This window comes from Burkholderia sp. KBS0801 (assembly GCF_005937855.2).
Taxonomy (GTDB): Bacteria; Pseudomonadota; Gammaproteobacteria; order Burkholderiales; family Burkholderiaceae; genus Burkholderia; species Burkholderia ambifaria.
In genome coordinates this window covers 2,741,998-2,762,092 of the sequence record NZ_CP042178.1, presented here as the reverse complement: position 1 = coordinate 2,762,092, position 20,095 = coordinate 2,741,998, and the positions used below count along the sequence as shown (strand labels likewise).

Sequence of the window (20,095 nt, the reverse complement as noted above, 5' to 3'; positions counted from 1 at the left end):
GATGCGTGATTTTATTTGGCAGGATTTTCATCAGGTTGTCCGAGTTTAAAACAACAAACCGCTCGACAATTCAATTTGCCGAAATAACACGCGGCGCGTCGGGCAACGATTGGAAAGGAAGCTGACCAGAAAAACGGGTTAAAGAGGCGGCGAACGGTCGGTACCGTTCGCGATCATTGAATCAATCGCTTGTCCGGTGGCGTCGATGCGTCATGCGAGCGAGCGATCCGGGCGAATCCGACACGGGGCGGCCATGGCGATACTCAAGAATGATTCTTCCGGAGAAGCATGCCTGCTCCGCGCGTATCACGTATTCGGCCGCGACGACGCGCGCTGCGACACGGTCATCCGGGATGGGTCGGTGTCGCGTGTCCATGCCCATATCCGCTGGGTCGGCGGGCTGTGGGAGCTCCACGATCACAGCAGCAACGGCACGTCGGTCTCGGGCGTCGCGCTGCGCGATGGCGAGCACGCGGTGCTGCAGCGAGGCGACGTGATCCGGTTCGGCAGAGCCGGCATCGCACCCTGGCGTGTCGATACGCTCGACGACCCGGCCGATACGCTATGGCCGATACGAGGCGCCGCGGCCCCGATCGTGCTCGCACCGCGCCAGATCCTGCCGGCCCCGGCCGCGCAGCCGGTCACGATCGTCCGTTCGCCGGCCGGCGAATGGCTGTGCGACGACACGTTGCCGCCGCGCGCGCTCCGCGACGGCGATGAAGTGTCGACCGGCGACTTCGCGTGGCGCCTCGCACTCGTGCGCCACGGCTCGACGGTGATGCTCGCCGCACCCGCCGATCCGGCCACGCCGGCGCAATTGCTCGAATTCTTCGTCAGCCGGAACGAGGAGCATGTGCACATGCTGCTGCATGTCCGCGGCGGCGTGGTCGACCTCGGCGAGCGCGCCCATCACTACAGCCTCGTCACGCTCGCCCGCGCACGCGCGGCCGACATGCAGGCCGGCTACGACGTCGCCACGCAAGGTTGGATCGAACTCGACCGGCTGGCACGCATGCTCGGCACCGATACGTCCCATGTCAACGTGCAGATTCACCGCGCACGGAGCCAGTTCGCGGCGCTGCCGGGGCTGGGCGCGCGCCAGCTCGTCGAGCGCCGGCGCGGCAGCGTCCGTTTCGGCGATTTTGCATTCCGCGTCATGCGCGGCGAGCACCTCGAATGCCAGTCGGTGCCGGCCGTCGGGCCGCGTCTCGGCGTGCAGCGTGCGGCGCCGGCCCCGGTTGTCCATTGCCCGTGAACGCGCGCGAACCGGCCGTATTGCCGACCTCATTCCACGCGCCAGCCGGGCCGGACGCCGCTGCGCCGCGCGAGCATGCCGCACCTTTCGCGGCGCTTGCCGGCAAATGGCATTACCGGCTCGGCGCGCTGCTCGGCGAAGGCGGTAACGGCGTGGTGTTTCGTGCGATCTGCGACGAGACGGGGCAAGACGTCGCGATCAAGCTGATGCGGGACGATGCCGCGCTCAGCGCGGCGGAGCGCGCGCGCCGGCGTGCGCGCTTCCGGCGCGAGACGAACCTTTGCGAGGCGCTGCGGCATCCGAACATCGTGGCCCTGCTCGACCAGGGGCAAGCGCCCGACGGGCGGCTGTTCGCCGTATTCGAACTGGTGCAGGGCAGGACCGTGCGCGACCGGCTCGCGGCGCAAGGGCCGCTGTCGGCCGTCGACACGGGGCGGCTGATGACGGAGGTGCTCGACGCGCTCGCGGCCGCCCATCGGCGCGGCATCGTGCATCGGGATCTGAAGCCGCAGAACATCGTGATCACGATGGCCGATGACGGGCCGCACGCGAAGCTCCTCGATTTCGGCATCGGTGCGTTGCTGCTCGGTACCGACGACGTCGCGCGCGACACCGCGACGCTGGCGACCGAGGTGCTCGGCTCGCCGCCCTATTGCGCGCCCGAGCAATTGCGCAATGAGCCGCCGACACCGGCAAGCGATCTTTATGCGTGGGGCCTGATCGTGATCGAATGCCTGACGGGCGATGTCGTCATGCAGGGCGCGAGCGTGGCCGACATCCTCTATCAGCAGCTGAGCCCCGTGGATGTCGCGCTCCCGCCATCGATCGCGTCGCATCCGCTCGGCGCGGTACTACGCCACGCACTGAACAAGAATCCGCAGCAGCGCGCCGCGTCGGCCGATGCGCTCGCGGCGCAGTTTCGCGCGCTCAACTTCGCTGCGCTCGTCGGCCAGTTCGATGCCGGTCGCGCGGGCCGGCCTATGCCTCCGCGCCCACTTGCACCGCACGGCGAGACGATCGCCGCGCTCGGCGAATTCCGACAGATCACCACGCTGTGCTGTTGCGTGACGATCGCCGGAGAGGGGCGGCAACGCCATGCCGGCACGGAGCACGGGAATGCGCTCGACGGCTACGAGGAGCAGTGGCTGACGAAGTGTGCCGATATCGCCGTCGGTTACGGCGCGCACGCAGGCGGACGGCTCGGCGACACGCTGCTGTTCCATTTCGGCCTGCAAGGCGATATCGACCGGCCGGAGCGCCGCGCGGTGCGTGCGGCGCTCGACATCGTGCGGGTAGCCGGGCGTGCGCGGCTGCCGGTGCCTGCGGCTGCCGGCGGCCGCGTTGCCGCGGCAGGAGACAGCTGGCGGGTCGAAGTGGCGGCCGCGATCCACGTCGGGCAGGCGCTCGCGCATGCGTCGCACATGTCGGGCGGCTCGACGCCGGCCGCGGCGTCGCGGCTGCTGCGGCTGGCCGGGCCCGGACAGATTCTGATCAGCGACGATGCGCGGCTCGCGCTCGAACGGCATGCCGATTTCCGGCCGACCGCGTTGCGGCTGGCGCGGGCGGGCCTCGCGCCGCAGCCGGTTCACGAGTTGCTCGGCGAGCGGCACGCCGATACGCCGTTCGATTCGCTCGACGCCGGCATGCGTGCGCCGATGGTCGGCCGCGCGCGCGAGCTCGACGCGCTGCTGCACGCGTGGCGGGAAACGCAAGGGCGCCATCGTCGCGCGATGCGCGGCGAGCCGGCGCCGCACGGTGTGCCGCGGCTCGTCGTCGGCGAGGCTGGGCTCGGCAAGTCGCGGCTCGTGCACGCGCTGTGCGAGGCCGTTCGGGACCAGGGCCACGCGTTCGCGCATTGCGGGTGCCTGCCCGAGCGGGAGAACCACGCGCTGTTTCCGGTCCTGCGGTTCATCGGCGCGCATTGGCATATCGATGCCGATAGCCCGCCCGCCACCGCGCTCGCGGCGATCGACGCAATGATCGCACCGCTCGATTGCGATCATGCGGCCGCCCGTGTCGCGCTCGCGACCTGGCTGGGGCTGCCCTGCGATGCGAAGGGGCTCCTGTGGTCGAGCGTGCGCGAGCAGCACGCGTTGTTCGATGTCCTCGAGCAACTGATCGTGTCGCTGGGCAACGGCGCGCCGGTCTTGCTCGTGATCGAGGACGTTCAATGGACCGATCGCTCGACCGAGGACTTTCTCGCGTATCTGCAGCGCTCGCCGCGCGCGGCGGCCATGTGCATCGTGCTCACGTCGCGCCCCGACAAGCTCGCGCGCTGGCGCGGCACGACCGACCGCGTGGTGCTGCGCCGCCTGCCGCGCGACGACGCGCAGCGCCTGCTGTCGGCGCATCTGGGCCAGGGGGCGTTCGATCCGGCGTGGCTCGACCAGCTTGCCGATCGCACGGCCGGTATCCCGCTGTTTATCGAGGCCGTCGCGCGCGAATTGACGATGAGCGGCGCGGACGGCTCGCCCGCGGCCCCGGGGGCAACCGATCCTTATCCGCTTCCGCTCAGTCTCGGTGGCATGCTCGCTCTTGCATTCGACCGGATCGACGGCGCGCGCGACACCGCGCAGCTCGCCGCGACCATCGGGCTCGAGGTGGATGCGCAACTGCTCGCCGACGCATCGCCCCACGATCGGGGCACGCTCGACGCGCACCTGCGGCTGCTGCTCGAAGAGCGGATCGTGTATGCGCAGTATCGGCGCGATCGCGTGTTCTATTCGTTCCGCCATGCGCTGATTCGCGATGCCGCGTATGAATCGATGCCGCCGGCCGTGCGGCGCGGCAATCACGCGCGCGTCGGCCGTGCGCTGGTCGCGCAAGCCGATCGCGGCGCCGGTGCGCATGCGTTCGCCGTCGCCGGGCACTTCGCGCGCGCAGGCGCTTGGGCGGAGGCGATCGCCCACGGCATCGACGCGGCGCGGCGCGCACTCGAACGTTCCCGGTACGACGACGCGATCCGCTACGGGCAGACCGTGTTCGAGTGGCTCGGCACAGCCGACTACGCGCAGCGCGAGCACGACAGTGCGCGTATCCGCGCCACGTTGACGCACGCGACGATGGCGCGCTTCGGCTGGGCGGATCCGCAGGTGCGCGAGCATGCGGAGCAGTTGCTGCGGCAAATGCAGACGCTCGACGATCCGGAACTCGAGATCAGCGCGTTATGGACGCTGTCGACCTACTACCACGTCGCGGGCGATCGTCCCACCGTGCGCGGGATCGGCCTGCGGCTCGACGCGCTCGCGACCGAGCGCGGCGATGCCGGCGTTCAGGTCGCGGCGGATGCGATGCGCGGCATGAGCCTGTGGGTCGACGGCCACTATGCGCGCGCCCGCGACGCGTTCGACGCGGTGCTGGCCGGCTACGACGTGCGGCGCGACGCGGGCCACCGGCGCATCCTGGGGCTCGATACGCGCGCATGGACGATGGCGTCGCTCGCGAGCGTGCGCTGGTGCATGGACGACGACCCGCAGGCCTCGCTCGCGATGGCGCGCGAAGCCGTGTATTGCGCGACCTGCCTCGACCATCTGCCGACACTCGGCGTCACGATGCTGTACCTCGCACGCACGTACCAGCTCGCGGGCGATCGCGACGCGGCGCGATCGTTGTCGGCAGCGCTGCTTCGCCTGTCGGAGGCGCATCGGCTGCGCGCGGTCGGGCACTACGCCGCGATCATCCATGCGTGGACGCAGGAGGATCGCGCGGGCGTCGTCGCGCATCTCGATGCGCAGCGGCAGTCGGGCGGCCTGCTCGGGCTGACCTACTACGCGTCGCTGCTTGCCGAGCTGGATGCCTGGTGCGGCGACTACGACGCCGCGCTCGCGCAGATCCGGCAATGCCTCGCATGGTGCGAGTCGACCGGGGAACGGTATTACGAAGCGCAGCTGTTGCTGAAGGAGTGTGAGTACCTGCGCCGGGCCGATCCGCGCTGCGGCGGCGTGGCCGCGCTGGACGCGTGCCGGCGCGCAGTCGAAATTGCAACGACGGCGGGCATGAGCCGCATCGCCACGCTCGCCGAAGCCACGTTGCAGTCGTTGCCGTAAGCAGTTCCATTCGTCATTCAGGAGAACAGACCGATGAGCAAGGATCTTCGATTACCGACGTACGATCAGTTTCTCGAATACCGCGCGACCGTCATCCGGGCGATCGCGCTCGCATGGCATTCGCCGGCATTTCTCGCCGAACTCGAGAGCGATCCGGTCAACGCATTGCGCGAGCATTTCGACTATCACTTTCCGTTCAAGCTGGACCTGAAGGTGCAGATCAAATCGTCGGCGTGGACGCCGACCGTCAACGGCGACTGGACGGCCGGCCACAAAAACAAGCTGACGCTGTATCTGCCGCCCGCGCCGGCGGACGAGGCGCAATTCGCGCAGGCGCTGGCCGCGTACAACGCGAACCACATCACCATCATGGAATGACCTCGGGGAAACCGACATGGCAAAGGACAACGCTAATCCGACGCTTGAATCGATGCTGGAGTTTCAGAAGGTCTATCTGCGTGCGATCGCGCTTTCATGGCGGGACCCGGCATTCAAGCGCGAACTGCTGGGCAAGCCGCTGGATACGCTCGCGAAATACTTCGGCTACCAGTGTCCGTGGATCCTCGACATCGAGATCGAGAAGACGCACGGCGATCATGGCTGGACGAGTGACGGGAAGGGCGGCGGGAGTTGGAACCTGCCGCGCAACGTGATGACGGTCGGCATACCGGAGCAGCCGACGAACCTGGACGAGGAGGCCGTGGCGCTCGCGGCGTACTGCGACGCGGGGCCGTGTTACCTGTTCACCTGCTGCTGATCCGGCGCGGCCGAGCCGCGCACCCACGCGAGGCCCCGGGGGCGGTTGCCCGGGCCGCGCGACGTTTTTCCGACCCGCCGCACGGAACCAGACGATGCTCGATGACCTTTCGCGCGTGTTGCGCTTCAAGCCGCATTTGCTCGTGCTCGATGCGGGGCCCGAAACCCTGTTCGTCGTCGACGAGTTCAAGCGCACGATGCTGTCCGGCGCGATCTTCGTGCGGATCGCCGCGTGCCTGCGGGCGCGCATGACGACCGCCGAGATCGTGACGACGCTTGCCGGCACGTTCGGCGAATGGGACGTGCTCGCGCGGCTCGACCACCTGGTGCGCCGCGGCTACGTGCGCGCCGATCCGCCGCACGACGACGACGCGGCGCGCGGCTTCTTCGAGCGCGCCGGACTCGACGGCGACGCGGCTTGTGCGCGCGTCGTTCAACTGCGCGTCGCGGTCGAGGCGTTCGGCGCCGACGATGCGGCGCTCAGGCGCGCGCTCGACACGGCCGGCATCGACGTCGTGCCGGACGCCGAACTGACCGTCGCGATCGCCGATACGCACGACCGCGACGATCTCGCCGCGTGCGCCGCGCGCGTGACGGCGCGCGGCGGCGCATTGCTCGTCGTGGCGGCCGGCGGCGTGCAGACGCTGATCGGGCCGTTGCTGGCCGGCGGCGGCGCGCTGGCCGATGCGCCGTGCATCGAATGCGTGCGCTACTGGATTCGCCTCAATCGGCCGGTCGAGGCGCTGCTTGCGCGCCATCACGGCAGCGCGGCAACGCGTCTGCCGCCGGCCGCGTCGCGTGCCGGCGCCGCTGCCGCCGCGGCGCTCGTGGCGGCGACGGTCGAGCAGATCACGGTCAACCGCACGATAGCGGAGCGTTCGCAAACGCATCTCGTGGCGCAGCGCATCGATACGTTGACCGTCGAACGGCACCGCGTGATCAGGCGTCCGCAATGCCCGTGCTGCGGCAATCCCGCATGGATGCGCGAGCAGGCGGCGCGGGCGCCGCGGCTCGCCGATCATGCGCCGTTGACACGTGCCGACGGCGGCTACCGGACCGCCGATCCGCAACAGGTGTTCGAACGTCATGCGCATCTGATCTCGCCGGTGAGTGGCGCGATCGCGTATCTGCATCCGATGCCGAAGCGGCACGCGGGCCTGCGCAAGGTCTATGCGTCGGGCTTTCTGGTGTGCCCGGCCGCCGTGCCGGGCAGCAACCGGTTCGACAGGATCTGTTCGGGCAAGGGTCGCACCGACGAGCAAGCCCGCGTGAGCGCGCTCTGCGAAGCGCTCGAACGATACAGCAGCGTGTACCAGGGCGACGAGGCGAAGTTCACCGGCAGCATGGAAAGCCTGCTCGCCGATCCGGCTTGCGACGCCGAGCCCGTCCACGTGAACGAGCTTCAGCAGTTCAGCGAACGGCAATTCGAGGCGCGCGACGCGATCAATGCATTGACCCGCGATGTCCGCAAGCAGGTGCCGCCGCGCTTCACGTCGCGCGACGTGATCGACTGGACGCCTGCATGGTCGCTCGTGAGCGGCGGGCGCCGCCTCGTGCCGCTGAGCTACTGCTATGCGGAAACGCCGGACAGTGCGCAGGCGCCGGCCGCGTGCGTGCACAACCCGAACGGTTGCGCGGCGGGTGCGAGCATCGACGAGGCAATTCTGCAAGGCATGCTCGAGTTGATCGAGCGCGATGCGGTCGCGATCTGGTGGTACAACCGGCTTGCACGCCCCGGCATCGATCTCGCGAGTTTCGATGATCCGTATTTCGACGCGCTCGTGCGTGAATACGCGACGCTCGGGTGGCGTTTGTGGGCGCTCGACATCACCACCGATCTCGCGGTGCCGACAGTGGCCGCGCTCGCGGAGAATCCGCAAGACGGGCGCTTCTCGATCGGCTTCGGCTGCCATCCGGACGGCCGGATCGCGGTGCAGCGGGCACTGACCGAAGTCAACCAGTTGCTCGATGTCGCCGCGGATGCGCCGCATCCGTGGGACCGCGACAAGCTCCCGGCCACCGGATTTCTGTATCCGGCGGCGGGCGCGCGCGCGACGACGCGTTCGACTTGGGAACCGGTCGATGCCGCGTCGCTACCGGCGGCGCTCGCGCATTGCATCGGGCGCATCGCGGCGGCCGGCATGGACCTGCTCGTCGTCGACAAGACGCGGCCCGACATCGGCTTGTCCGTGGTGCAGGTCATCGCGCCGGGGCTGTGCCATTTCTGGCCGCGGTTCGGCGCGCGGCGGTTGTATTCGGTGCCGGTCGAACGGGGTTGGCGTGCGCAGCCGTGCGATGAAACGGAGCTGAATCCCGCGCTGCTGTTTCTGTGACATGACCGCGGGCGCGTCAGCGGCGGCGGAACGCGCCGGGCGGACCGATTCGGCCCGCCCGGTGCCGCCGGGCACCGCGTGCGGATCATGCTCCGGCCATGCCGAGGTGCCCGTTCGGCATCACTGGCTGCTGATGGTGAGGTACGCATCCCAAGTGACGTAGCCCTTCAGTTGCGCGTGCCGGTCGTAAATGGCTGCGACGAACGCATACGTTTCGTTGTTGCCCGGGCAGAGCACGGTCGCTCTCGCGTAGTAGTCCGCGCGCTGTTCTTCCTTCACCTGGTTGTTCTCGGGCCAGCCCGGCGCCGGATAGGGCTCCGTGCTGTTGTCGGTGAGGTACGAAACGTAGCCGAGCAGATTGGCGGTCTTCGGAACAAAGTCATACAAGAAGCACTTGTAGTTGGCCGTGCCGGTCAGCGACACGGTACGCCAGCGGATCACGTCGTCGACCTGGGCCTTGATCCGCAAATTGCTGCCGCCTTCGCCCTCGTTCAATCCCTGCGTCGTGCCCTGACCGAAGCCGTACGCCGCATTCGCCAGCGTGGTGATCATGTAGACGGTATCGGGATTGTTGCCGAGGGACGTCGGCTGGCCCGGATGCTGGCTGAGCGAGTTGTTGTTGCTCTTCAGGATCTCGTCGACATCGAACGCGATCAGCACATCGACGATTTTGAAGGTATCCAGGATCTTGGACATGGCTGTTCCTTTCACGCTTTCTCGTTGAAAAACACTCTGCTGAGTGACGACGCCCGTGGCATCTGCATCTCTCCCATCCTGCGAAGCGGCGCTTGCGGAGAAGGCGGCGCGCGGAAGAGTATCGACAGCGTACGAAGGACCGATCCGCGAATCGATTACACACGCTTACAGCACGCGTGCATGTGAACCTGCATCCGGTGCACGGATGTCCCGGCGTCGCCGGAACCCGCGTCCTGCAGTGGGCCAGCGGATTCGCACCATGCGGATTACATCACTCGCTCGAAGCACCCCGATACGCATCCCGATACACCCCCGGACTACACCCGAACCGTGCCTTGAACGCCCGCCCGAAATGCGTGATGTCCGAAAACCCGCACGCGATTGCGAGTTCCAGCAGCGTGCGACTGGTATCGGCCGGATCTTCCAGCGCGCGGCGGCTCGCCTGCAGCCGATATTCCTGAATCAGGCTCTGCGGTGTCCGCTCGGATGCGGCCAGCGCGCTATACAGCGTGCGCCGCGACACGTTCAGCGCGCTTGCCAGTCTGTCCGGCGACAAATCCGGATCACTGTAGTGATGCGACAGGTAGATTTCCGCGTTCATGCGCAGGGCAGCGCTGCGCGCATCCGCGCCGGCCAGCGAATCGCTCGCCTCGCGTCGAATCACCGAATCGAGCAGCATCAGCGTCGACTGCTCGAAGCCGAACAGGCTTTCCGGATCGTTCGGCACCTGACCGTCCATCAGGTAATGGATCGATTGAAGGGCCAGTTGCGCATTGCCGACGGTCCGGCGCACCTGCACGCCCGCACGCTCGACGAACCAGCGCCACATCGTGCCGCTTCGCGGCGGCGTCAGCGCGGCGACGAAGCGCGACGCGTTCGCCGATTCGATCATGTACGGCTGCGTCGCATCGTAGATCACCCACTCGCCCGGATTGACGATCGACGTCGCGTTGCGCTGCGTGACGCGGCTTTGTCCGGCGATCTGGAACAGGATCTTGTAGCAATCGCTGTCGGCGCGCGACGCGAGCGAGCGGTCGCGATCGACGCGGATCGCGGTGGTGTCGACCTCAGCCATCCGCAGGCCGCCCACCGTCGCGACCCGCACCGACATCCGGAACTGCGGGCCGGTGTCGTGAAAGACCAGCGGCAGGAAGCTGTCCGCGATCAGGTCGCGCAGATTCGTGCTGCTGTTGCTGGCGTCGACGACGAGTTCGTGTGCCATTGCCGGAGGAGGGAGAGGGCCGGGGAACGCGTCAAGGTTAATGCAAACGGCCGGGACGCGCGTTCAGACGCCGCCATTGTCGGCAGCGCTGCGCCGCGGCGTCAATCGTGGTTTCTCCACGTTCTCCCGGGCCGCCGGCGCGCGACGACATCGATCTGCACGCTGAAGCCAAAAGTGTGCACGCAACGCCGAACGGCGCCCGCGGCGCATCCCTAGAATCGGAAAGCGGTCGGCAAGCTGTCCTGTCGAATCGCACGGGCTGGCTCGCGCCATGAAAAACAACCACCGATTTCAAGGAGACGCCGCTGAAGGCCGGGCGACGAACGCATGCGGCGGCAGCGCGCGCCGGTGAACGTCGCGCGCACGACAGCGGGCGCATACCAGGATGTCCGATAGAACTTTCGATTACATCGTCATTGGCGCCGGCTCGGCGGGCTGCACGATCGCGACCCATCTCGTCGAGCGCGGCCTCGGCACCGTGCTGCTGCTGGAAGCGGGCGGCCACGACAAGGATCTGTTCATCCACATGCCGGGCGGGCTGGCGAAGGCGATTCCGCGCTACACGTGGCCGTATGCGGCCGAGCCGTCGGACGACGTGAAGGGCCGCTCGATCGCGGTGCCGCAGGGGCGCGTGCTCGGCGGCTCCAGCTCGGTCAACGGAATGCTGTACGTGCGCGGGCACCGCAACGACTACGACCGCTGGGAGGCCGAGTTCGGCTGCACGGGCTGGGGCGCGGACGACATGCTGCGCTACTTCGCGAAGGCCGAGAACAACGAATCGCTGACGGCGCCCTATCACGGCAACAACGGGCATCTGCAGGTCACGGAGATCCGCTATCGCCATCCGCTGTCGCAGGCGTTCGTGCGGGCGGGCCAGCAGATGGGGCTCGACTACCTGGTCGACTACAACGGCGAGCGGCAGCAGGGCGTCGGGTTCTATCAGGCGACGATCTTCAACGGCGAGCGCGGCTCCACGGCGGCGACTTACCTGAGCGCGATCCGCAACCGTCCGGAACTCAGCCTCGAGGTCGATGCGCTGGTCGAGCGCGTGGAAATCGAAGGCGGCCGCGCGACCGGCGTCACCTATCGGCAGGGCAACCGTCGCGTGACGGCGCGCGCGCGGGCCGAAATCATCGTGTCGGCCGGCGCGATCGGCTCGCCGAAGATCCTGCAGTTGTCCGGCATCGGGCCGCAAAAGGTGCTCGAGGATGCCGGCGTGCAGGTCAGGCACGTGCTGCCAGTGGGCGAGAACTTCCACGATCACATGCACATGTCGGTCAATGCGACGATCCGCACGCCGGTGTCGCTCTACGGCCAGGACAAGGGCTGGCGCGCGCTGAAGCACGGCATCCAGTGGAAGTGGTTCCGCTCCGGCATCCTGACGTCGCCGGTGCTCGAAGGGTTCGCGTTCGTCGATACCTGCGGGCAGGGGCAGCCGGACGTCCAGTTCCACTTCCTGCCGACGATCGACTCGTTCGACGATCCGATCGGCGTGACGGCGGGTCGCACGCACGGCATCACGATCAAGACCGGCCATCTGCAACCGTATTCGCGCGGCCGCGTGACGATCCGCTCGTCGAACCCGCAGGAGCTGCCGCGCATCGACGGCCGCTATCTGGCCGACCGCCGCGACGTCGACGGCCAGATCCGGGCGGCGAAGCTCGCGCTGAAGATCCTGCGCCAGCCGGCGCTCGCGGAGCACGTCGACGAGATCTTCTCGCCGGATTGCCCGCCCGACGACGACGCGGCGATCGAGGATTGGGTGCGCGGCGCGGCGAAGACGGTCTATCACCCGGTCGGCACCTGTCGGATGGGCACGGATGCGGCGTCGTCCGTCGTCGATCCGCAACTGCGCGTGCACGGTATCGCGGGACTGCGCGTGGCCGACAGCTCGACGATGCCGAGCATCCCGAGCGGCAACACGAACGCGCCGACCATCGCACTCGCCGAAAAGGCGTCGGACCTGATCGCCAACGCGGCCTGATCGGGCCTTTCACACTCAATTGGATTTCCGGAGGAATACAGATGGCACTGGTTCGGATGCTGGACGAAGCGAGGGCGTTTCTCGCGCGCGAACACGGTCATTACATCGACGGCCGCGCGGTGGCCGGCCGCGGCGAACGGATCGACGTGCGCGATCCGGCCACGCGCGCGGTGATCGGCTCGGTCGCGCAGGCGACCGACGACGACGTCGAAGCCGCGCTCGCGTCGTCGCATCGCGCGTTTCGCGGCGAGTGGGCCGACCTGACGCCGGCCGATCGCGAGCGCATCCTGCTGCGCTTTGCGGACCTGATCGAAGCACATGGCGAAGAGATCGCGCAGATCGAAACCGCGCAGTCAGGCAAGCTGATCGCGCTGTCGCGCGTGATCGAGGTCGGCTGGTCTGCCCGCTGGCTGCGCTATTACGCGGGCTGGGCCACGAAGATCGCGGGCGAAACGCTCGCCCCGTCGTTTCCCGGCATGAACGGCGAGCACTACACGTCGTTCACGCTGCGCGAACCGCTGGGCGTCGTGTTCGGGATCATTCCGTGGAATTTCCCGGTGATGATCCCGGTGTGGAAATTCGGCGCAGCGCTCGCGACCGGCAACACGGTGCTCATCAAGTCGTCGGAGTTCACGCCGCTCACGATGCTGCGCATCGCCGAACTGGCGACCGAGGCCGGCTTGCCCGCCGGCGCGCTCAACGTGATCAACGGCACCGGCCAGGTGGGCGCGAAGGTGATCGGCGATCCGCGCGTGGCGAAGGTGTCGTTCACGGGTTCGGTGCCGACCGGTCGCATCATCGGCGAGCAAGCCGTCAACGCGAACTTCACGCGCTTCACGCTCGAGCTGGGCGGCAAGAACCCGGCGGCATTCCTGGCCGATACGCCGGTCGACAGGATTCTCGATGGCATCGTCGAAGCCGGGTTCCTGCATAGCGGGCAAGTGTGCGCGTCGGCCGAACGCTTCTTCGTGCATCGTTCGAAGTTCGACGAGGTGGTCGAGAAGATGAAGGCGCGCCTGGACGCCTTTCAGCCAGCCGATCCGATGGACGACGCCGGGATGATCGGCCCCGTCTGCAACGAACCGCAGTTCCGCAAGTGCGTCGACGCGTTCGACCTTGCGCGCGCGGAAGGCGACACGATCGTCACCGGCGGCGGCGCGTACGCGCGCGACGGCTTCTACGTGAAGCCGACGATCGTGCTGCCGCGTTCGCTGGAATCGGCTTCGTACCGCAAGGAGATCTTCGGGCCGGTCGGCGCGTTCGTGCCGTTCGACGACGAGGAAGAGCTGATCGCGATGATGAACGACACGCCGTTCGGGCTGACCGCGAGCCTGTGGACGAACGATCTGTCGAAGGCGCTGCGCTACGTGCCGCGCATCGAAGCCGGCACCGTTTGGGTGAACATGCATACGCTGGTCGACCCGGCCGTTCCGTTCGGCGGCGCGAAAGGGTCCGGCATCGGCCGCGAATATGGTTCGTCGTTCATCGACGCCTATACCGAGCCGAAAGCGGTGACCATCCGCTTCTGACGAAACCGCGTCCCTCGCAACCCGCCCGGGCAGAACCGGGCGGGTGGCTCAGTCACAAGCGATTGCCGCTCAGAACCGCGTACTGAACCCGATCCGCGCGACCGACTGCTGCGCGCCGCTCGACGCGCCGTTCGCGTCCATCACGCCGTTGATCTGCGCGTAGCTGCCGCGGCTCGCGCGCTGATGCACGCCCGCGACGTACACCATCGTGCGTTTTGACAACCAATGCTGGACGGCGGCCAGGAGCTGGTGCGCATGCGCGTTCTCGAGCGTGTCGTTGCCCTTCATGTACGTGTAGCCCGCGCCGATCACCCAGACCGGCGACGGATGCCAGGCGGCGCCCGCTTCCGCCGACCACGCGCCCGCACCATTCCACGCGTTGTGCACGGTCGTGAACAGCGCCTTCGCCGTGACCGTGCCGAGCGTGTAGTGCGCGCCGGCGCCCCAGTTGCGCACGGTGGTGGCTGGCCGCCCGTCCGCCGCGCCGTACTTCTGGTTCGTATAGGCCACGCCCGCGCCGAACGGGCCGTTGTCGTAGCTCGCGCCGACGCTGACCGTGTTGTTCGCGCCGACCGACCCTGCGACGTTCCCGAAGCCGTACAGCGCGCCGAAGGTCAGACCCGCGATCGATGCGCTCGTGTACTTGACCGAATTCGCGACGCGATTGCTGCCCGCGACGCGGTCCCAGTCGAATGCGCCGGTCGGATTGTTCGGCAGCGCGAGCTTATCGAACGGCCCGTTGCGAAAGCCGTACAGCCCGACGAGATCCTGCGCGACCTCGTTGCCGCTCGCGGCCAGCGAATCGACCATGAACTCGTACTGGTTGCCGAGCGTCAGCGTGCCGTACCGGTCGTTCTGCAGCCCGACATAGGCCGTGCGCGCGAACAACCCGCCGCCGATCATCGAGCCGTTCGCGAGCGAGAATTGATTGACGAGCCGGAAGATCGCGCGCGTGCCGGCGCCGAGATCCTCCTTGCCTTCGAAGCCGAGCAGGTTCGGGAAGAATATGTTGTCGTCGAATTTCGCGTTGCCGTGGCCGCCTTCGTTGCTGACATAGCTGATACCGGCATCCAGCAGCCCGAACATCGTCACGCTGCTCTGCGCGAAGGCCGCGGCCGGGATCGTGCAGGCCGCGAGGGCCAGCAGGGTCTTTTTCGTCATCTCCAAATGCTCCTCACATGTTTCCGGTCTTGCCGGAATATTTTTGATGGGACTACTGATTGATATGAAGGTAGCGAATCGTTCGGCTGCCGATTCGGTCGTGCTGGGAACGCGATCGGATCGCGCACGCGGGCACCGGCGCACAGCGCATGCGCCGATGCCCGCGTGCGTGGGGCCGCTATACCGTCGAATACCCGCCGTCGACCGGCACGATCGCGCCGGTGACGAACGACGCGCCGGGCGAGCACAGGAACAGGATCACTTCCGCGACCTCGTCGGCCGTGCCCCAGCGCGCGAGCGGCGTGCGCTCGAGAATCCGCCGCGACGCGTGCGTGTCGGCCATCAGCCCGCTGCTGAGCGGCGTGTCGATCCAGCCGGGCGCCACCGCGTTCACGCGAATGCCGCGCTCGGCCCACGCCTGCGCGAGCGAGCGCGTGAGCTGCGCGATGCCGCCCTTGCTCGCGCTGTAGGCGGGCCGGTCCTTGCTGCCGAAGTACGTGTACATCGACGCGACATTGACGATGCTGCCGCCGCTCGCCGACAGCGCCGGCAGCGCGGCGTCGGATGCCCGCATCACCGACGTCAGGTTCACGTTCAGCACAAGCTCGAACTGGTCCAGCCTGTATTCGGCGGCGTGCAGGCTGATGCCGACGCCGTTGACGAGGGTGTCGACGCGCGGCAGCGCGCGGATCCTGCGCGTCAACGCTTCGCTATCGGTCACGTCGAGCTCCACGCAGCGGATCCCGGGATGCACCGGCGCATGCGGGCCGGCGGCCTCGAGCCCGAGGGCGACGACCGACGCGCCCGCTTCCGCGAAACGCCACGCGGTGCGCGCGCCGATGCCCGACGTGCCGCCCGTCACGACGACGGTCTTGCCGTCAAACGACCAGGATCGGCTCATGCTCGATGCTCCCGACGGTGTGAGGACGGCGCGCATGCCGGCGCGGCGGCGCAACCAGGATCTTGATCTGCGCGCGATCGGCGAGCAGCGCGTCGAAGCCGTCGGCGACGGCATCTTCGAGCGCGACCGTGCGCGTGACGATCGACGTGAGATCGAGCGCGCCCGACCCGATCAGCCGCAGCAGGTCTTCGTACACGTGCCGGTAGCCGACGCTCGCCGTGAAGGTCAGCTCGTCGTTGACCGCGCGGAACGCATCGAAACCCGCATGCGGCATCAGGCCGACCATCACGAGGCGGCCGCCCTTGCGCAGCCCCTGCATCGCGGCCTCGAACGTGGCCGGCAGGCCGGCCGCCTCGAAGCTCACGTCGACGCCGAGGCCCCCCGCCGCCTCGCGGATCGCGTCGCGCAGCACCGGCGCGTCGAGCGAGCGCGCGTCGAACGCGTGCGTCGCGCCGAAGCGCGCGGCCGCCGCGAGCCGCTCCGGCGACACGTCGACCGCGACGATGGTCGTCGCGCCTTGCAGCTTCGCGAGCAGGATCAGCAGCAGGCCGATCGGCCCGAGCCCGAACACCGCGCAGGTGTCGCCGAGCCGCAGCTCGCCGCGCCGCAGCGCATGCAGCGCGACGGCCGCCGGCTCCATCACCGCGGCCTGTTCGAGACTGACGTCGTCGGGAAGCCGATGCAGCATGTAGGCCGGCACGACCGCGAAGTCGGCCATCCCGCCATCGCCCATCAGGCCGGCGAAGCCCATCGATACGCACAGGTTGTACGAGCCCGAGCGGCAGTACGCGCACTGGTGGCAGTGATACTCGGGCTCGACCGCGACGCGGTCGCCCGGGGTCAGCGTCGTCACGCCCGCGCCGACTTCGACGACGGTGCCGCAGAACTCGTGACCGAGCGTCAGCGGGGCGGTGCGGCCGGACAGCGGATGCGGCGTTTCGACGGGAATCGCGTGCGGGCCGTCTGCATATTCGTGCAGGTCGCTGCCGCAGATGCCGCAGTACGCGACCGCGATGCGGACCTCGCCGGGCCCGGCGCGCGGCGTGTCGAGATCGACCACGCGGAGGTCGCGCGGGCCGTGCCATTGAAGTGCACGCATGTCAGCGTCCTCCGAGGTTCTGGGTATCGAGACGGGCGGTGGCACCGGCGAGCGCACGCTTGCGCAGCACGGCGGGCGCGGTTTCGACGAGACCGAACGACAGCACGCACGCGAGAATCGCGCCGGCGGCCGACGTCCACATCGCGAACTGCAGGCCGTACCTGTCGGCCGTGAAGCCCGCGACGGTCGGCGCGATGAAGCCGCCGATCAACTCGCCCGCGCCCATGATCAGGCCGAGCGCGCTGGCGATCGCGCGGGGCGGCACGGTTTCGGCCGGGATCGTCGCCATGAACAGCGTGAAGCAGCCGAGGCCCGTGTACGTGGCGAATACGAGTGCGCCGAGCGCCCAGACCGAGCCGACATGGATCATCACGACCGGGCACACGGCCGCGACCAGCGCGAACGCGATCATCGTCGGCTTGCGGCCGATGCGGTCGGAGATCGCCGGCACCGCAAAGCCCCAGAACACCCACGCGGCGCCGAGGCAGGTCATCACGATGCCCATGTCGGCCGGCGACAGATGGCGGCTTTCCACGAGGAAGACCGGCGCGAACGAGATGATCACGACGAACCACGTGAGGAAGAAGCAGCTGATCAGCACGCAGAGCAGGATGTTTCGTTCCTTCAACAGCGCCCAGCGGTTGATCGCCGCGCCGCTCGCGGCCGGCGCGCCGGCGCCGATGGCCTGTGCATGCCGTACGCCGCCGGGCGGCACTTCACGCACCCAGCGCCAGATGCAGAACGCGATCAGGAAGCCCGGAATGCACGAGACGTAGAACGCCTCGCGCCAGCCGTAGACGGTCGCGATGCCGATCACGACCGGCGGGCCGATCATCGCGCCGAGCAGGCCGGCGGCCGAGCCCTGCAGCAGACCCATGTTCAATCCGCGACGGCTCGGCGTCGAACTCTCGATCATCAGCGATTGCGACAGTGGCAGCACGGGCCCTTCGGCGATGCCCATCAGCGCGCGAAACGCGATCAGGCTCGCGAAGCCGCCGACGAGCCCCGACAGCGCCGAGCACACGGAGAAGCCGAGCACCGCGGCGATCAGCAGCGGCTTGCGCGTGCCGCGCGCATCGGACCATGCGCTGGTCGCGGCACCCGACAGCGCCCACGTGAGCGCGAGCGCGGACGACACCATGCCGAGCTGCGTATTCGACAGATGCAGCTCGGCCGACATGAACGGGAACAGGAACGACAGCGCGAGGCGGTCGAAGAACACGAAGCCGAACGTCATGAACAGGATCAGCAGCAACCTGTTCTCATACGTCCATGCCGGTTTGGAGGAGGAATGGGATGTCATGAGCGGCCTCGTCGCGCGTCAGCGAAACAGCTTCTCGATCGCTTGTGCGCCGAGGCCGACCTTCTCGTAATGGGCCTTGCACATCGCGATGTACGAATGCACGTCGAAGTAGCCGTCGGGGTTGCCTTCGTCGTCGAGCCAGATCAGCGGGCCCTTGACGATGAAGAACGCGCGCATCGGTTCCGGATGATCGAACGCGACGAGCGTATGGCCTTCGCCGGGCGTTTCATACACGAAATCGCCGCGTGTCGCGGTCCATTCATGCTCGAGGTATCCCCACTTGCCCGACAGCGTGTAAGCGAACACCTCGTGCGGGTGATAGTGGCGGTTCACGAGCCCCGCTTTCTTCGCCATCAGGATGTCGCACCATTTGTTCTGCGACGGCGAGATCCACAGCGGCCGCGATGAAACCGTTTCGGTGAACGGAACGTAAAGGCGCTCGTCGTCGCTGGCCGCGTTCGGGATGTAAGCTTCCGGCAGCGCATCGGGCTTGAACGGATTGGCAATCGGTGTGATGTTTTGCCAGAATTCGGATACGGCTTTGTCGACCACGGTGTGTCTCCTTGTCGTTGGATGTCGTGGGGTCGACTTTAGCCAGCCGGTGCGCGGCGTTCTTGACTGGGCTGGACGAATTGCTTGATCGGGCCGGACATCGCGCCGCACCGCACTGCACCAATAACGCTACGCACCATCCCCCAATCCGTGCCGCTCCGCACGACAGGCGACTCCAGGAGGCGACGTGACGAATTCGACCGTTCTTTCATGCACGCGAGGCTCGACGGCCGACGTGCCGGCGCGCGACCGGATGGCGTACTGGGATGCGTTCAACGCCGCGACGCTGGTCGGCCTGCGCTGCTCGTCGCTGTCGCCGGCCGGGCTCGAGGTCGAGAAAACCGATCTCGCGCTGCCGGGGCTCGGCGTCGCCGACATCAGCGGCCGCGATCACGTGATCGAGCGCAGCCCCGCGCTGGTGCGTCAACTGCCGAAGGAGTCGCTGTTCGCGTGCCAGATCCTGAGCGGTCGCGCGTATTTCATCCAGCGCGACCGGTGCCTGCTCGCGGAAGCCGGCGACGTCGTCGTGTACGACACGCGCGTGCCCTATCTGTTCGGATTCCTGACGCCGATGCGGCAGCTGCTGGTCGACATTCCGGTCACTACGTTCGACGACCGCTTCGACGCGGCGCTGGCGGCGCTGCCGCTGCGGATCGCGCCGAAACCGGGCGCGGGCGCGATGCTCGGCGCGACGCTGCGCGCGAGCGTCGAGCGGTTCATGAGGGATCCCGTCGAAGAGGACGCCGCGCACTTCGTCGAACATACGCGCACGCTGGTCGCTGAGCTCATCGACGCGGAAGTGAACGGCGCGGGCGCATCGCGCGCGTCGCTGTCGTACCTGCTGACCGCGAAGCAATACATCGCGACGCATCTCGGCGACCCGGAGCTCGGGCCGCAGGCGGTCGCCGATGCGGTCGGGCTGTCGTTGCGGCACCTGAGCCGGCTGTTTGCTGGCGAAGGCGACTCGATCACGCAACACATCTGGTCCGAGCGGCTGTCGCATGCGCACCGCGAACTGGTCGATGCGCGCCTGCGCAAGACGAGCATCGGAGAGATCGCGTTTCGCTGGGGGTTCTCGAGCCAGGCGCACTTCAGCCGGGCGATTCGCGAACGCTATGGTGCGTCGCCGATGGCGCTGCGTAACGCTTGTTGAAACAGTGGAACCGGTGTTGAAGCGGCGCGTGGTTCACGCGCCGTTTTCGTTTTCATTGTGGTTTCGTCGTGGCGGGGGGCGCCAGCGTGTTCGTGTTGCCGGTTG

The 20,095-nt window shown here is 67.9% G+C and carries 15 protein-coding genes; 8 read left to right on the top strand and 7 right to left on the bottom strand.

What is annotated here, in order from left to right; translation table 11 throughout:
* Positions 1-253: 253 nt before the first annotated feature.
* The 5 genes from FFI87_RS29320 to FFI87_RS29300 all read left to right on the top strand — a co-directional run bounded on the left by FFI87_RS29320 (position 254) and on the right by FFI87_RS29300 (position 8,390).
* On the top strand, positions 254-1,255 hold the full coding sequence (locus FFI87_RS29320) for an FHA domain-containing protein (protein ID WP_138849777.1): 1,002 nt from the start codon (positions 254-256) through the stop codon (positions 1,253-1,255).
* Positions 1,252-5,301 (top strand): TOMM system kinase/cyclase fusion protein, encoded by a 4,050-nt coding sequence (locus tag FFI87_RS29315; RefSeq protein WP_138849778.1) that lies wholly within the window; start codon positions 1,252-1,254, stop codon positions 5,299-5,301. The genes FFI87_RS29320 and FFI87_RS29315 overlap by 4 nt, the downstream gene beginning before the upstream one ends.
* A 33-nt stretch (positions 5,302-5,334) precedes the next feature.
* On the top strand, positions 5,335-5,679 hold the full coding sequence (locus FFI87_RS29310; protein WP_138849779.1) for a BMA_0021/BMA_0022 family TOMM bacteriocin: 345 nt from the start codon (positions 5,335-5,337) through the stop codon (positions 5,677-5,679).
* A gap of 16 nt (positions 5,680-5,695) precedes the next feature.
* The gene (locus FFI87_RS29305) at positions 5,696-6,058 is read left to right on the top strand and encodes a BMA_0021/BMA_0022 family TOMM bacteriocin (RefSeq protein ID WP_012365053.1); all 363 of its coding nucleotides are present in this window, start codon (positions 5,696-5,698) and stop codon (positions 6,056-6,058) included.
* 94 nt (positions 6,059-6,152) lie between these two features.
* The gene (locus tag FFI87_RS29300; RefSeq protein WP_138849780.1) at positions 6,153-8,390 is read left to right on the top strand and encodes a TOMM precursor leader peptide-binding protein; all 2,238 of its coding nucleotides are present in this window, start codon (positions 6,153-6,155) and stop codon (positions 8,388-8,390) included.
* Between the two features lie 120 nt (positions 8,391-8,510).
* On the opposite strand, the gene FFI87_RS29295 is transcribed toward FFI87_RS29300, so the two are convergent.
* Both FFI87_RS29295 and FFI87_RS29290 read right to left on the bottom strand, forming a co-directional pair.
* Positions 8,511-9,086, bottom strand: coding sequence for an AidA/PixA family protein (locus FFI87_RS29295; protein ID WP_138849781.1), 576 nt, complete (start codon positions 9,084-9,086; stop codon positions 8,511-8,513).
* 271 nt (positions 9,087-9,357) lie between these two features.
* On the bottom strand, positions 9,358-10,308 hold the full coding sequence (locus FFI87_RS29290) for a helix-turn-helix domain-containing protein (RefSeq protein ID WP_138849782.1): 951 nt from the start codon (positions 10,306-10,308) through the stop codon (positions 9,358-9,360).
* A 385-nt stretch (positions 10,309-10,693) separates the two neighbouring features.
* On the opposite strand from FFI87_RS29290, the gene FFI87_RS29285 reads away from it, so the two are divergent.
* Positions 10,694-12,292, top strand: coding sequence for a GMC family oxidoreductase (locus tag FFI87_RS29285; RefSeq protein WP_138849783.1), 1,599 nt, complete (start codon positions 10,694-10,696; stop codon positions 12,290-12,292).
* A gap of 41 nt (positions 12,293-12,333) precedes the next feature.
* Positions 12,334-13,821: an NAD-dependent phenylacetaldehyde dehydrogenase gene (locus tag FFI87_RS29280; RefSeq protein WP_138849784.1), complete on the top strand. Its 1,488-nt coding sequence runs from the start codon at positions 12,334-12,336 to the stop codon at positions 13,819-13,821.
* Between the two features lie 69 nt (positions 13,822-13,890).
* Here FFI87_RS29280 and FFI87_RS29275 read toward each other — a convergent pair whose 3' ends face one another.
* From FFI87_RS29275 to FFI87_RS29255, 5 genes are all read right to left on the bottom strand, one after another.
* Positions 13,891-14,982: a porin gene (locus tag FFI87_RS29275; protein WP_138849785.1), complete on the bottom strand. Its 1,092-nt coding sequence runs from the start codon at positions 14,980-14,982 to the stop codon at positions 13,891-13,893.
* A gap of 178 nt (positions 14,983-15,160) precedes the next feature.
* Positions 15,161-15,883, bottom strand: a complete 723-nt coding sequence (locus FFI87_RS29270) for an SDR family NAD(P)-dependent oxidoreductase (protein WP_138849786.1) — start codon at positions 15,881-15,883, stop codon at positions 15,161-15,163.
* Positions 15,861-16,982: a 2,3-butanediol dehydrogenase gene (locus FFI87_RS29265; RefSeq protein WP_138849787.1), complete on the bottom strand. Its 1,122-nt coding sequence runs from the start codon at positions 16,980-16,982 to the stop codon at positions 15,861-15,863. Before FFI87_RS29265 ends, FFI87_RS29270 begins: the two co-directional genes overlap by 23 nt.
* 1 nt (position 16,983) lies before the next feature.
* Entirely contained in the window at positions 16,984-18,285 is a 1,302-nt protein-coding gene (locus tag FFI87_RS29260) for an MFS transporter (protein WP_138849788.1), read from the bottom strand.
* Positions 18,286-18,303: 18 nt separating this feature from the next.
* Positions 18,304-18,837, bottom strand: a complete 534-nt coding sequence (locus FFI87_RS29255) for a 2,4'-dihydroxyacetophenone dioxygenase family protein (protein ID WP_138849789.1) — start codon at positions 18,835-18,837, stop codon at positions 18,304-18,306.
* 187 nt (positions 18,838-19,024) lie between these two features.
* On the opposite strand from FFI87_RS29255, the gene FFI87_RS29250 reads away from it, so the two are divergent.
* Complete coding sequence (locus tag FFI87_RS29250) at positions 19,025-19,990, top strand: helix-turn-helix domain-containing protein (RefSeq protein WP_012365064.1); 966 nt, start codon at positions 19,025-19,027, stop codon at positions 19,988-19,990.
* The last annotated feature ends 105 nt before the right edge of the window (positions 19,991-20,095 follow it).

What these genes read in the sequence shown, in the direction of transcription:
- FFI87_RS29295 (WP_138849781.1), bottom strand. Translation starts at nt 9,086, where the DNA reads ATGTCCAAGATCCTGGATACCTTCAAAATCGTCGATGTGCTGATCGCG.
- FFI87_RS29300 (WP_138849780.1), top strand. Translation starts at nt 6,153, where the DNA reads ATGCTCGATGACCTTTCGCGCGTGTTGCGCTTCAAGCCGCATTTGCTC.
- FFI87_RS29270 (WP_138849786.1), bottom strand. Translation starts at nt 15,883, where the DNA reads ATGAGCCGATCCTGGTCGTTTGACGGCAAGACCGTCGTCGTGACGGGC.
- FFI87_RS29265 (WP_138849787.1), bottom strand. Translation starts at nt 16,982, where the DNA reads ATGCGTGCACTTCAATGGCACGGCCCGCGCGACCTCCGCGTGGTCGAT.
- FFI87_RS29290 (WP_138849782.1), bottom strand. Translation starts at nt 10,308, where the DNA reads ATGGCACACGAACTCGTCGTCGACGCCAGCAACAGCAGCACGAATCTG.
- FFI87_RS29310 (WP_138849779.1), top strand. Translation starts at nt 5,335, where the DNA reads ATGAGCAAGGATCTTCGATTACCGACGTACGATCAGTTTCTCGAATAC.
- FFI87_RS29260 (WP_138849788.1), bottom strand. Translation starts at nt 18,285, where the DNA reads ATGACATCCCATTCCTCCTCCAAACCGGCATGGACGTATGAGAACAGG.
- FFI87_RS29285 (WP_138849783.1), top strand. Translation starts at nt 10,694, where the DNA reads ATGTCCGATAGAACTTTCGATTACATCGTCATTGGCGCCGGCTCGGCG.
- FFI87_RS29305 (WP_012365053.1), top strand. Translation starts at nt 5,696, where the DNA reads ATGGCAAAGGACAACGCTAATCCGACGCTTGAATCGATGCTGGAGTTT.
- FFI87_RS29320 (WP_138849777.1), top strand. Translation starts at nt 254, where the DNA reads ATGGCGATACTCAAGAATGATTCTTCCGGAGAAGCATGCCTGCTCCGC.
- FFI87_RS29280 (WP_138849784.1), top strand. Translation starts at nt 12,334, where the DNA reads ATGGCACTGGTTCGGATGCTGGACGAAGCGAGGGCGTTTCTCGCGCGC.
- FFI87_RS29275 (WP_138849785.1), bottom strand. Translation starts at nt 14,982, where the DNA reads ATGACGAAAAAGACCCTGCTGGCCCTCGCGGCCTGCACGATCCCGGCC.